At 41.2% G+C, this 13,262-nt stretch carries 11 protein-coding genes; 3 read left to right on the forward strand and 8 right to left on the reverse strand.

Translation table 11 applies throughout. The annotated features are described in order from the left end of the window. Positions 1–82: 82 nt before the first annotated feature. Together UFB30_RS11800 and UFB30_RS11805 are read right to left on the reverse strand one after the other, a co-directional pair. Positions 83–2,164: an RNA degradosome polyphosphate kinase gene (locus UFB30_RS11800; protein WP_322421904.1), complete on the reverse strand. Its 2,082-nt coding sequence runs from the start codon at positions 2,162–2,164 to the stop codon at positions 83–85. 11 nt (positions 2,165–2,175) lie between these two features. Next, complete coding sequence (locus tag UFB30_RS11805; protein ID WP_322421905.1) at positions 2,176–3,717, reverse strand: Ppx/GppA family phosphatase; 1,542 nt, start codon at positions 3,715–3,717, stop codon at positions 2,176–2,178. Positions 3,718–3,796: 79 nt separating this feature from the next. On the opposite strand from UFB30_RS11805, the gene UFB30_RS11810 reads away from it, so the two are divergent. Further along, entirely contained in the window at positions 3,797–4,231 is a 435-nt protein-coding gene (locus UFB30_RS11810; protein WP_322421906.1) for a YkyB family protein, read from the forward strand. Positions 4,232–4,308: 77 nt separating this feature from the next. On the opposite strand, the gene UFB30_RS11815 is transcribed toward UFB30_RS11810, so the two are convergent. From UFB30_RS11815 to corA, 4 genes are all read right to left on the reverse strand, one after another. Next, positions 4,309–5,214 (reverse strand): chemotaxis protein, encoded by a 906-nt coding sequence (locus UFB30_RS11815; RefSeq protein ID WP_322421907.1) that lies wholly within the window; start codon positions 5,212–5,214, stop codon positions 4,309–4,311. An 82-nt stretch (positions 5,215–5,296) separates the two neighbouring features. Then, positions 5,297–5,746 carry a TlpA disulfide reductase family protein gene (locus UFB30_RS11820; protein WP_322421908.1) on the reverse strand — a complete coding sequence of 150 codons (450 nt, stop codon included), beginning with the start codon at positions 5,744–5,746 and terminating at the stop codon, positions 5,297–5,299. Between the two features lie 281 nt (positions 5,747–6,027). Next, complete coding sequence (locus UFB30_RS11825; protein WP_322421909.1) at positions 6,028–7,338, reverse strand: MFS transporter; 1,311 nt, start codon at positions 7,336–7,338, stop codon at positions 6,028–6,030. A gap of 136 nt (positions 7,339–7,474) precedes the next feature. After that, complete coding sequence (gene corA, locus UFB30_RS11830; RefSeq protein WP_322421910.1) at positions 7,475–8,476, reverse strand: magnesium/cobalt transporter CorA; 1,002 nt, start codon at positions 8,474–8,476, stop codon at positions 7,475–7,477. Positions 8,477–8,618: 142 nt separating this feature from the next. On the opposite strand from corA, the gene UFB30_RS11835 reads away from it, so the two are divergent. Continuing rightward, entirely contained in the window at positions 8,619–9,752 is a 1,134-nt protein-coding gene (locus UFB30_RS11835; RefSeq protein ID WP_322421911.1) for an aminotransferase A, read from the forward strand. Between the two features lie 53 nt (positions 9,753–9,805). Here UFB30_RS11835 and UFB30_RS11840 read toward each other — a convergent pair whose 3' ends face one another. Next, positions 9,806–10,669 (reverse strand): NAD(P)-dependent oxidoreductase, encoded by an 864-nt coding sequence (locus tag UFB30_RS11840; protein WP_322421912.1) that lies wholly within the window; start codon positions 10,667–10,669, stop codon positions 9,806–9,808. 90 nt (positions 10,670–10,759) lie between these two features. On the opposite strand from UFB30_RS11840, the gene UFB30_RS11845 reads away from it, so the two are divergent. After that, on the forward strand, positions 10,760–11,416 hold the full coding sequence (locus UFB30_RS11845; protein ID WP_322421913.1) for a GNAT family N-acetyltransferase: 657 nt from the start codon (positions 10,760–10,762) through the stop codon (positions 11,414–11,416). 134 nt (positions 11,417–11,550) lie between these two features. Here the strand turns inward: UFB30_RS11845 and ptsP are convergent, their stop codons facing one another. Then, complete coding sequence (gene ptsP / locus UFB30_RS11850; protein WP_322421914.1) at positions 11,551–13,260, reverse strand: phosphoenolpyruvate--protein phosphotransferase; 1,710 nt, start codon at positions 13,258–13,260, stop codon at positions 11,551–11,553. Positions 13,261–13,262: the final 2 nt, after the last annotated feature.

A 13,262-nucleotide genomic window follows, 5' to 3' on the forward strand; every position in this document is an offset into this window, starting at 1 on the left:
TCTTAATCATTCCAAATTTTATTTTTAAAGTCAATCACTTTATGAAACTTTAGTATTACATACAAATAGTTATTTATACTCACTATTCTTCCCCTTCTGTAATTCTATATGCCTCCATCAGGCAGATTTTTTGAGCGTTCACTTCCGGCTTGTCATTACGCTCAATGTAAGTATAAATCCCATTCTTATCCTGAACCCTTGCTTTCATATTATCTGCAAGCTGCAAATCGAGAATTCTTTTAACCCTGTCTTTATGAAGCTGCTCAGTTACAGGGAAAAGTAACTCTACCCGTTTATCCATATTACGTGTCATCATATCCGCTGATGAGAGCATACATTTTTCTTCTCCGTTATGATGAAAATAATAGATCCTGCTGTGTTCAAGAAATCTCCCTACAATACTCCTTACAGAAATATTTTCACTCACACCTTCTACTCCGGGTCTTAAACAGCAGATTCCACGGATAATCAGATCCACCTTTACACCCGCAGCAGATGCTTCGTAAAATTTCATAATAAGCGGCTTGTCAGTCAGAGAGTTCATTTTAGCTATAATATGCCCATTTTTATGTTTTTTATGAAATGAAATCTCATGATCAATTAACCCGATAAATGAATCACGGATAGAAAACGGTGCAACGATTAAATGATGGTAGGATGGCTTTTCAGTATAACCGCTCAGATAGTTGAAGAAATTTGTCGCATCAGTGCCAAATTTTCTTTTGGTCGTAATAATCCCCATATCAGTGTAAATTTTAGCCGTCTGATCGTTATAATTTCCCGTTCCGAGATGAACAAACCTTTCAATTTTCTGATCTTTTTTACGGACGATCAGTGTGATTTTGCTGTGCGTTTTTAAAAATGTCATACCATAGATCACGTGGCAGCCTGCTTTTTCAAGTTCCTTTGCCCACTGCACGTTATTTTCTTCATCGAACCTGGCTTTCAGCTCAACAAGCACGGTGACCTGTTTACCATTTTCAGCAGCTTTTTTCAGTGCATTAATAATTGGAGAACCACCACTTACCCGGTAAAGTGTCTGCTTGATCGCTAACACATCAGGATCTTCAGCAGCTTCATCAATGAAGTCAACGATCGGATTAAACGATTCATATGGATGGTGAAAAAACAAATCACGCTTTAACGCCTTATCAAAAATATTCTCTCCTGGCTGAAGATCCCCGGGAGGCTGTGGAATAAATGATTCAAATATCAAGTGATCTTTATCTTTTGAGCAGTTTTTAATAAAGTCAAACAGAAATGTTAAGTCCAGCGGTCCCCTGATTGTATAAATATCATTCTCTTCAATTTCAAGCTCCGATGATAACATGGCAAGCAGTTTGGGCGGTGCTTCATCATATTCAATTTCCAGACGGACAGCCGCCCCCCATTTTCTTTTTTTCAACTCTTTCTCAATTTCAAGCAGAAGATCACGTGCCCCTTCTTCGTGAATCGTCAAATCAGCATTCCTTGTGATTCTGAACAGCAGGCTTGCATTGACCTGATAGCCGACGAATAACCTGTTTAAGAAGTACTTAATGACATCTTCAAGGAGAATACATTCAAATCCTGTGATGGAAGGCAGCCTGATATAACGCGGCAGGACTGAGGGCACCTGCACAATCGCAACCTTTTTTTCGTGATGCTTACTTGCCAGCTCCACCATAATATTTAAACTTTTATTTAATAAAATCGGAAATGGCCGGTATGCGTCTACCGCCAGCGGAGTCAGGACAGGAAACACCTGCTCCTTAAAAAAGTGTTCAATAAAAGTCAGCTGCTTGGATGACAGGTCATCAATGATCCTGAACGAGATATCTTCTTTACCCAATTCCTTTTTTAGTGTAGTAAATGTTTGATACTGAAGTTTAACAAGGTGATGCGTCTTTTCTGAAATAGCACTGAGCTGCTGTTTTGGCGTCAGCCCGGCTTTGTTCTCAGGCTTAGTAAAATTTGCCTTCACCTGATCTTTCAGGCCGGCTACCCGTACCATATAGAATTCATCAAGGTTTGAGCTAAATATCGAGAGAAACCTCAGGCGCTCAAGCATTGGATTTGTCATATCAAAAGACTCTTCCAGAACTCTCTGATTGAACGCCAGCCAGCTTAGTTCACGATTATTAAAGTATTCCGGCTTACTGAATTTTTTATCCTGATGTCCCATATTGATCTCTCCTAAACTTTCTGTGTAATCGGAATAAAGTCCAGTACAATCGTTTTCTTCAACGTTTTTTCTAAATGTTTTTTCTGTTTACCTGCCTGATATTCTTCAGCCAGTGTTCTCCCTTCTGCATACAAGCGTAAATGCAGCTCATCACCTTTTCTTCTCATCTCAATCTGATTGACCAGATTTCTTTTCGAACCATTAAGACTATAAGCAAGCTTAATAATTGAGCCGATCAGCCGGATTTCATGCAGCTCTTCATCACTGAACCAGTCGTCAAACGGTTCCAGAAACTGATTGAACATTGATTTACTCTTAAAGGAAGCAGCCAGTGCAAGTGCAATACGGTCTTTATGTAATACGCCATCAATTGACCGATTTGCAATGATATAAAAAGTATGCTGACTGCTTGAATCAGAATCAATATATTCACCAAGATAATATAGAAAAGCAGCTCTCTTCAGTAGCTGTAGACCCTTTTCAGTCTCCTTCAGTTCACCAAGTGCCCCAAGGTGAGAATATAATTCAGAAGCAAGCGAGATCATATACTCAGCTTCTTCACGCTCAATTGCATAATCAAATGCCAGCTCCTTCATACTCGATAAAAACACTTTTTCTTTATCCAGTGGAGCAGCATATTTCTTCATTAACTCCTTAAACACAATGCCGTCCCTCAAGCCCTTTCTGCTGAACATAAATCCTTTGGCATCCACAATGTCATAGAGCTCACAGAACACCTGGGAAGCCGGCGCAATAATATCTGTCCGGTCACTTGATAGTCCGTCAAGCTTTTCAAGTTCCTCCTCTGTCATCTCAATAAGCTCATCATTTACTTCCTGAAGGTTTTTTTCTGTCATCCAGTATTGATGGACACCTGCAATCGGGTAATTCACAGACTGCTGATGGATCTGCGCAATATTTCTCGCACTTCCGCCAATCGCAACAATCGGTACTTTTTTATCCGAAAGCCATTCAAGACTTAAGAAGGATTCCCTGATAAATTTAATTAATTTTTTCCTTTCACTTTTCGTGATCTGCTCACCCGATACAAAATCCTTTTTCAGTGAAACAGCACCAAAGGGAAAGCTATGTGAATGCTGAAGCTGCTTATGTTCATAATAAGTCACCTCTGTACTGCCGCCACCGATATCAATCGTTACTGCTGACATCACAGGAGTTGAGTGCACGACAGCCAGATATCCAAAATAAGCTTCTTCCTCTTCAGTTAAAATCTTAATGCTGATGCCGGTTTTCTTTTTCATACTGCTGACAATTTCATCACTGTTTTCAGCCTGGCGCACCGCAGCCGTCGCTGCTGCTCTTACATCTTTTATCTGATGAAAATCAATGATCTCATTAAATGCCAGAAGTGCTTCTTCAAGAATGGCCGCCCCCTCATCGGTCAGGTTCTGCTGATCATCGAGATACATTTTCAAACGGGCGACTGTTTTAATGTTTTCGATTTCTTTCATCCCTTTGTCAGGATCATATTCATAGAGGACCAGTCTGATTGTATTTGAACCGATATCAATTACAGCCGTTTTATTCTTCAACCTGCATCACGCTCCAGCTTTAAATTTTCAATTATTTAAGGTATACTTGTCCAAATCAACTAAAAAGGTGAGTGAAAAAATGAGTGACCCCTCAGAACTTTCTTCAGAGAAAATTGCCCAGGCAATATTTACAGTGAACAAACACGCAAAAACAGCACCGGATTCAAGATTTCTTTATCAAATGAAAAAAGCTGCAATCGACCAGATGCTGAAAGAAGGTAAAGCAAAGAAAGTCGGACTTCAGTATTCAAGGAACCCGGGACTCAGCCAGCAGCGTTCAGACTTACTTGTAGAATGTGCAAACTATATGTTTCACATCCCTCCCCAAAAGGAAGACTTCAAAGAACTCCCGCATCTCGGTAAGCTTTCAGACAATGTAAGAAATCCAAAAACCAGAATGAATCTCAGAGAAGCAAAAACCATTCTTCAATCCTATACCGGACTGAAATCCTCTCCTGTACAAAAACAGAAGCCGGCCTATCAGCGCCCGGTATTCAAAAGACTTGGAGAATAACTGATAGTTATCTCTTCCCTTTACTGCATATATAAAAAACCGGAGCAGTTCAATTATTTAACTGCTCCGGTTTTTTATTATAGAATATACCGGTCGATTGAATGAATCAGCTGATTAATTTCAGGCTTACTGATCTGATCATCAGCCCCTACTTTATTGCCTTTATGCTTTAAATCATCTGTAATCAGTGATGAAAAGATAACGACTGGCAGTTTCTTCAGTGCCTGATGCTCTTTAATTTTTCTGGTCAAATAGTGTCCGTCCATCTGCGGCATTTCAATATCTGTAATGACCAGCTGTACATGATCTTCAACTTTTGACTGGCCGGCAGCTAACGATTCCAGATAACTTAGCGCATCCTGACCATTCTCGAAAAACTCCGCCTGGTCATACCCTGCTTCTGTTAATGTATCTGAAAGAAGCTGCCTGAGCAGTGGTGAATCTTCAGCAACTACCAGCTTCTTCACTGACCGTTCCCTTGGTCCCAATTTTTTTACCATTCCCACATTGATCCCTGTCTCAGGATTGATCTCAAGAATGATACTTTCAAAGTCCAATAGAAGCAGCATCTCATCTTTTCTTTTAATTACACCGATCACTTTTGTATGATTACTCTGATACATATCAGACGGCTTTTCAATCTGATCCCATGACACTCTGTGAATCATAGAAACGTTATCTACATGAAAGACAACTTTCTGCTGGTTAAATTCTGAGACGATATATTTTTCCTGGGTGTTTGTTTCAGCCGGGTGACTGCCGAGTACCTGCCTCATATCAATCACAGGAAGTACTTCACCTCTCAGCTGAATAATTCCTTTTATGTATTGATGCGAGTGTGGAATCGGATTAACAGCTACAGGCTGAATGATTTCCTTCACCTTAATGACGTTAATACCATATTTACTGCCGTTTACTTCAAATTCTACAATTTCAAGCTCATTTGTACCGCTCTCAAGTAAAATCCCATTATGCTCTGCCATTTTTCTCTCTCCTTTACCCGTTCAAAAAAAGCTTCCTTCACCTTATATATCGGGTAAAGGAAGCTCTTATTGAATAGGGATATTATTTTTCTTCAGTATCAAGCACTCTGTTCAGACGCTTACGCAGCATTTTCATACCACTGCCTCCAGCCTGGAAATGGCGGAGCTGACCTTCTTTATCAAATACATAATAAGCCGGTACATATTGGTTTTCAAATGCTTCAGTCAGTTTATGCTCACTGTCCACATAGATCGGCTGTGAGATATCGTGGCCCTGTGCCACCTGTTCAATCACTTGCATGTCCAGATCATCTTCAGAACGCGGCATGTGAACAGCCACTACATTCAGATCATCTTCATATTCGTCACGCAGTTCATTAATATCAGGCATCGCTTCTTTGCAAAGATGACAGCTGACTGACCAGAAATGAATGAGTGTCGGCTTTTCTCCAACAAGCTCTTCTCTGCTGACTTCACTGTTTAACCATTTTACTGCGCCGTCTAATTCAGGCATTGGTGCTCTTAATTTCATGACAATTCCTCCTGGCAACTTTGAACCCATTAAACTTTTCAAAAGCCGGCTGAAGATTTCCGCGACAGGGGGACGCTTTCCGCGGCCTGGCGGTGAGCCCTCAGGCTCCGCCTAGGCCTCACACGTCCCTTCCTGGCGCAGGAGTCGCCCCCTGCATCGAGAATCATCAGCTGTGCAAAAACGATAGGTTTCGTTAGATAAATAATTTACTAACAGGTTCTACAATTTAAAATCATTATTAAAAAACACAATTTCCATTATAGGAATGACTGTCCTCAGAGTCAAGTATTGGCATCAGGTTCAGGCTGCTTTACTTTTATCAGCAGAATCATTCCAATCACTGCCATGACAATTAATGAAGATAGTGCTATTCTGCTTGCAAGTTCTCCATACTCCCTCAGATTAAGTGTGATCGTTCCGTAAATTGCCGGACCGATAATGGATGACACTTTCCCTGAGAAGGCAAACAGACCAAAGAATTGACCTCGTTTTTCATAGGGGGTCAGATCAATAATCAGCGTTCTGGACGTAACCCACATAGATCCAAGCGCAACCCCGATGAGCGCACCTGCAATCCAGAACATCCACTGTGCAGTTGCAAGCGCTGCAATCGTAAGCGCTGTTATTAAAATAACCGATACCAGCATAACACCAATTTTCGCACCGGTCTTTTTTGTAATGTATCCAAAAATAAAAGATCCTATTACGGCAAATATCGTTGAGCCCAGATATAAAATAATAAACTGACCGCTTGAAAAGCCTACAACAGCGGTGGCGTAGATCGCCATAATTGCAATTGTGGTTGCAATGGCATCATTTAAAAAGAAGTAAGACAGCATAAAGGTAAAGGTGTTCTTATATGATTTCATTTCCTTAAATGTTGCATAAATTTCTTTGTAACCTGTCAGAAAGTGCTCTTTTTTTACTTCCTTAGCCGGCGTGTCTTTCAGAAAAAAGAATAATGGCAGTGAAAACAGCAGGTACATGACAGCAGTCGGGATAAATGCCTGCTCGGGACTTCCTTCCTGGACAAATAAATAAACTGAAAGGCCAACAATGGTTCCTAAATATCCAACGGCTACACCAAAACCTGAGATAAGCGGAATCTCTTCTTTCGTACCGAGGTCACCGAGCATCGTGTCATAAAAAACCAGACTGCTGTTAAAAAAGAATTTTGCAGCGACAAATGCAATGACTACAAAAAATAAATTGATCGGCAGGTTAAACCATTCCCCGGCCATATTTGTTGAAGCAAAAATCCCCATTAGAAATGTTCCAACGATCGATAAGGAAGCCAGCCACACAATATACTTCTTTTTTTGCCCTGTCCGGTCTATCCATACGCCATAAAGAGGAGAAAACACGACAAGTAAAAAGCTTGCAAATGCATTGGCATAAGAAATAAATGTACTTGCAACCTGCTCCATTTCAGCACTTCCGCCAATTTGTGCATCCAGATAGAACGGAAAAAACACTGTATTAATATTTGAGGAAAAAATCGTATTTGCAAAATCATATAAAGCCCACGATAAAATTGGCAGCGTAAAAAATAATTTCATCCCGCTTCTTGGTACCTGTTCAGTCCGGTTCATATGACTAACCCCCATTTCTTTCCTCTACACTTCCATCATCTTCATTCAAAACCCTTTATTATTTTTATTTATTTTGTGTAGACACCACACACACTAAAAAATGCAGGTCAAGATTGGATCATGACCTGCATCACTGTTAACGTCTGAATATTCTGCGCCGTTTTTTCTTTTTAGATCTTGAGAACTGAAGCCAGCCGATCTTTCTGAATACAATAAACATCACAATGGCAATGAACATCATTACACTAAGCAATACAAAGTACCCGTATTCAAACTCAAGCTCAGGAATATAGACAAAGTTCATCCCATATAACCCTGCCAGAAAAGACAGCGGCATAAAAATAGTTGTGATGACTGTTAACGTCATCATAATATTATTCATTTTATCAGAGCTCACTGAGATATAATTATCCCGGATATCTGATGAAAATTCCCGGTAAGATTCGAGCATCTCTGTCAGTTTAATCACATGATCATAAACATCTGAGAAATATAATTGCTGCTCTCTTGTCAGCGCCACATTTGTACCGTTTAATAACCTGTACAGCAGATCCCTCGTTGGCACAAGCGACCTTCTCAGCTTCTGCATATCGTGTCTGACATCAAAAAGTCTGTCCATGAGATCATGCGATGAATTCTCATCCGTTTTTTCCTCAATGCTGTTCAGCACATCTTCAATTCCGTATACAGATGGAAAATAATCATCAACTGTAATATCCAATATTGAATGAAGCAGCCCGATCGGATTATGTTCTTCTGCCAGACCCTCTCCTGTCAGCTGCCTGTTCCATATTTCATCAACCATTTTCAACTGATCATAATGCCAGGTTACGATCATCTTGTCATTGACAAAGATATCTATTTCTTCAGCTTCATATGTATCCTTTGATAAATGATGCAGGACAAGAAAAATATATTGATGATAGCTGTCAAATTTCGGACGCTGATATCCTTTTTCCACACAATCCTCAATTGCGAGCGGATGAAAGGAAAAAGTTCTGGACAGCTCTTTCCCTTCCCGTTCAGTAGGCTGGGAAAAGTCCACCCATATCCAGCGCAGGTTTGCTTTTCTGGCTTCTTTTATCGTCTTAAATTGATTCAGGCTTCCACCTGCTGTCATGCCCATTACTCTGATCACTTGACTCACCTCCCGTATCTTCATAACTGTTATTTATCCTCAATCCATCAGTTTTAATCAGATTTCCTTTCAGAAATTTCACCCTCACTTATTTTTGCGATACAATAGCTGTTATACATATATGCTAAAGGAAGTGACACCAATGAATGAAGCAGTAAAAAATATAGAGATTTCAGGTATCAGAAAGTTTTTCAACCAAATCCAGCATATCGATGGAATGATTTCACTCACAATTGGACAGCCGGACTTTCCGACACCCTCACATATTAAGGATGCCGCTAAAGAAGCGATTGACCAGAACCATACAAACTACACACATAACGCTGGTATTATGGATCTGAGAAGCGCGATCTCTGCTTATATGAAAGATAAATATAACCTGCGTTACGCGGCTGAGAATGAGATCATCGTGACAAACGGGGCTTCACAGGCGATTGATACGGCACTTCGAACCATTTTATCTCAGGGGCAGGAAGTCATTTTACCGGCACCTGTCTATCCGGGATACACACCTGTTATTAAACAATGCGGCGCTGTGCCCGTTTTCGTTGATACGACTGAGCACCATTTTAAAATGACTGCTGAGATGATCCGGCCCCACATTACAGAAAAGACTGCCTGCATCATTCTCCCATACCCGTCCAACCCAACTGGCGTCAGCCTGAATGGTTCAGAATTAAAGGAAATTGCTGACCTTGCAAAAACGCATAATCTATACATCATAGCAGATGAAATTTACAGCGAGCTTACCTATGATGAACCGCATGTGTCGATTGGGACACTTGCCAGAGACCGGACAATCGTAATCAACGGGCTATCGAAATCACATTCAATGACCGGGTGGAGAATCGGTGTATTAATGGCTCCTTCAGTAATAGCTGAGCAGTGTCTGAAGGTTCATCAGTATAACGTTTCGTGCGCTTCATCCATCTCTCAGTATGCAGCCCTTGCTGCGTACACAGCCGGAAAAGATGATGCTCAGCCGATGAAAGAAGCGTACAGGAAAAGAAGAGCATTGACAGAGGAAAAGCTGACTGAACTTGGATTTGACGTTGTAAAACCGGATGGAGCATTTTATTTCTTTGCAGGTATACCGGGAAGTAAAAGCGCTGAACAGTTTGCACTCGCTCTCGCAGAACATGCGAAAGTCGGTGTGGTTCCAGGTACGGCATTTGGCTCTGAGGGGGAAGGCTATATAAGGGTTTCTTATGCCTGTTCTGAGGAGCAGCTGCAGGAGGCCTTTAAACGGATTAAAAACTATCTGGACTCATTATAATGAAAACACCTTTTGCAATCCCCGGCTCTGGCCGGGAAGCAAAAGGTGTTTTTTTATATCTGGTCCTCGTAAACTTTATATAAAGCCTGCGTTCCTTTTTCAGCCAGGCCGATATCTTTTGCCTGCTCATAAGTTTTAAGTGCAAGCTCAAGACCCGGCAGTGAAAGGCCCATTCTTTTTGATTCTTCCAATGCTATTTTAAGATCCTTAATAAAATGATGAATATAAAACCCTGGTTCATAATCACTCTTTAAAATACGCGGTGCAAGATGACTCAGACTCCAGCTGCCTGCTGCCCCCTGGGAAATGCTTGCAAGTACCTTTTCCGGATCAAGACCTGACTTCACCGCATACGTCAGCGCTTCACAAACCCCCATCATTGTTGAGCCGATCACAATCTGATTGCTCATCTTCGTATGCTGCCCGCTTCCTGCTTCCCCATGGAAAACAATATTGGATCCAAATTTTTGCAGCAGGGGAAGGACCTGCTGAAAAATATTTTCTTCTCCACCTGCCATAATAGAAAGTGTTCCATTTTTAGCGCCGGTATCACCACCTGAAACCGGTGCATCAATCATGTGAATACCGTTTTGTCTGCCTTTTTCAAACAGATCATACGCCAGTTCCGGCTTTGAAGTTGTCAGATCAATACAAATTGACCCTGCAGCAGCAGATTTAAAAATGCCTTCACCGCCTGTATAGACCTCGAGCACATCATCAGGATATCCGACCATTGTAAAAATTACGTCACAGTTTGAAGCAAGTGCTGAAGGCGTCTCTTCCCATACCGCCCCACGATCAATTAAATCCTGCGCTTTCTGTTTTGTCCGCGTATAAATATGTACTGTTTGATCTTTTAAAAGATGTAAAACAATCGACTTCCCCATTACGCCTGTACCAATAAAACCAATTTTCATCCTCATCCCTCCTCTCATTCATTGTGACTCACTTTTTGAAAATTGCAAATGAAAGATTCTGTTGGTAAGATTGGCAAAAAGGAGGGTGTCATGAATAAAAATCTATATGTTTTCAAAAATAATAAAAGATATGATGTATTAATACGAAATTATCATGAACAGGATTTTGAGGATTTAATTGACCTGCAGCGAAAAGCATTTCCTCCACCCTTTCCACCGGACCTTTTGTGGAATCATGAACAGCTGACTTCACATATTACGAGATTTCCTGAAGGCGCACTCTGCATTCAGGTTGACGGCCGGACAGCAGGATCTATTACTGCACTCAGAACAAATCACCCAAACGAAAGCCATACCTGGGAACAAATCACTTCAGACGGTTATATTAAAAACCATGAAGATGATGGCGAAGTGCTCTATATTGTGGATATTTGTATTGATCCTGATTACAGAGGTCTCGGGCTTGGAAAAGAATTAATGAGAGCAATGTATGAAACCGTCGTCTATCTTGGTGTTAAAAAACTCGCCGGCGGGAGCAGAATGCCCGGCTACAAAAAAGTACAGGATCAGATGACTGTTGAAAAGTATTATGAAAAGGTTGTTAAAGGAGAATTAAATGATCCGGTCGTGACATTTCTGATGAAGTCCGGCAGAATGCCTGAGCGGCTGATGAAGAACTACCTTGAGGATGAAGATTCAGCAGACTGTGCTGTGCTGATGACATGGAAAAACCCTTTTATGACATAAAAAAAGAACCGGATTATGGGGGGAATCCGGTTCAAAAAAGGGAAATCAGAATGAAAAAGTATGCTTGTACTACTAATATACTTCCCCCTGTTCATTCATTTAATCCCTATTTAAGTAACATTTTTATTACAAATTTATTTCTTTTTTACAGCTTCAATCACTTCTTCATTTGTTGAAAGTGTTAACACATGCTCAGCCAGTGCCTTCATTTTATCATCTGAAAGCTGTTTAATCTGAGTACGTGCAGGCAGAATAGAAGTTGCGCTCATAGAGAATTCATCAAGTCCAAGTCCAAGCAGGATCGGAATCGCAATTTCATCTCCAGCCATTTCTCCACACATACCAGTCCACTTACCTTCTTTATGAGAAGCATCAATCACCATTTTAATCAGACGAAGAATCGCCGGGTTATATGGCTGATAAAGATATGACACTCTTTCATTCATGCGGTCAGCAGCCATCGTGTACTGAATCAGGTCATTTGTACCAATGCTGAAGAAATCTACTTCTTTCGCAAACTGGTCAGCCATAACTGCAGTTGATGGAATCTCCACCATGATTCCGACTTCAATTGAATCAGACACTTCTGTGCCTTCAGCAATCAGCTCTTCTTTTACTTCAAGAAGGAGCGATTTTGCCGCTCTGAATTCCTGAAGGTTTGAAATCATCGGGAACATGACTTTAAGATTTCCGTATGAGCTTGCACGAAGCAGTGCTCGCAGCTGTGTACGGAACAGATCAGTCTGCTCAAGGCAAAGTCTGATCGCACGGAAACCAAGGAATGGATTCATTTCTTCAGGCAGGTTCAGATAAGGAAGCTCTTTGTCTCCGCCGATATCAAGCGTACGGACAACAACAGGCTTACCTTTCATTCCTTCTAACACTGCTTTATAAGATTCGAACTGCTCATCCTCTGAAGGAAGTTCAGTTCTTCCCATGTATAAAAACTCTGTACGGTAAAGACCAATGCCCTCACCACCGTTGTTTGTTACACCCTGAAGGTCTCCAGGTGTTCCGATGTTTGCAGCGAGTTCCACGTGACGGCCATTTGCTGTTACTGTCTTTTCATCAACAAGCTTTGCCCACTCTGCCTTCTGATCAGCGAAGTCAGCAGCCTCCTGCTTGTATTTACTGATGATTTCTTCAGTTGGATTTACATGAACTTCACCATTCAGTCCATCAACAATCACCATATCGCCATTTTCAATTGTTACAGTCGCTTCTTTCGTTCCTACTACTGCAGGAATTTCCATTGAGCGTGCCATAATCGCTGAGTGTGACGTACGGCCTCCGATGTTTGTTGTAAAACCTTTAACAAATTCACGGTTTAACTGAGCAGTGTCGGAAGGTGTTAAGTCGTCAGCAATGACAACAACTTCTTCTGAGATCATGCTCGGATTAAGTACCTTTACACCAAGCAGATGCGATAGTACGCGTTTTGTAACGTCACGGATATCAGCAGCACGTTCTTTCATGTACTCGTTATCCATCTGTTCAAACATCATAACAAACATATCTGCCGTCTCTTTAAGTGCTGCTTCTGCGTTAACCTGCTCGTTTTTGATCTTGTCCTCAATTGGAGAAACCAGTTCAGGATCACTTAAAACAAGCAGATGCGCTTCAAAGATTGCCGCTTTATCTTCACCAAGTTCTGTTTTGGCACGGTCACGGATGACTTCAAGCTCCTGCTTTGATGTCTGTAGTGCTTCCTGGAAGCGCTGTACTTCCTGATCTGCATTTTCAACCTTCTTCTGCTCGAAAGACAAATCAGGCTCTACAAGACGGTAAGCCTTTGCAATTGCAATCCCGCTTGATGCCGCAATTCCTTTTAATACTGAAGACATTC

Source organism: Jeotgalibacillus haloalkalitolerans (assembly GCF_034427455.1).
Lineage (GTDB): Bacteria > Bacillota > Bacilli > Bacillales > Jeotgalibacillaceae > Jeotgalibacillus > Jeotgalibacillus haloalkalitolerans.

Excerpts from the sequence above, each read along its gene's own strand:
- UFB30_RS11800 (WP_322421904.1), bottom strand. The coding sequence starts at position 2,164 with ATGGGACATCAGGATAAAAAATTCAGTAAGCCGGAATACTTTAATAAT.
- UFB30_RS11810 (WP_322421906.1), top strand. The coding sequence starts at position 3,797 with ATGAGTGACCCCTCAGAACTTTCTTCAGAGAAAATTGCCCAGGCAATA.
- UFB30_RS11815 (WP_322421907.1), bottom strand. The coding sequence starts at position 5,214 with ATGGCAGAGCATAATGGGATTTTACTTGAGAGCGGTACAAATGAGCTT.
- UFB30_RS11820 (WP_322421908.1), bottom strand. The coding sequence starts at position 5,746 with ATGAAATTAAGAGCACCAATGCCTGAATTAGACGGCGCAGTAAAATGG.
- UFB30_RS11825 (WP_322421909.1), bottom strand. The coding sequence starts at position 7,338 with ATGAACCGGACTGAACAGGTACCAAGAAGCGGGATGAAATTATTTTTT.
- UFB30_RS11835 (WP_322421911.1), top strand. The coding sequence starts at position 8,619 with ATGAATGAAGCAGTAAAAAATATAGAGATTTCAGGTATCAGAAAGTTT.
- UFB30_RS11840 (WP_322421912.1), bottom strand. The coding sequence starts at position 10,669 with ATGAAAATTGGTTTTATTGGTACAGGCGTAATGGGGAAGTCGATTGTT.
- UFB30_RS11845 (WP_322421913.1), top strand. The coding sequence starts at position 10,760 with ATGAATAAAAATCTATATGTTTTCAAAAATAATAAAAGATATGATGTA.
- ptsP (WP_322421914.1), bottom strand. The coding sequence starts at position 13,260 with ATGTCTTCAGTATTAAAAGGAATTGCGGCATCAAGCGGGATTGCAATT.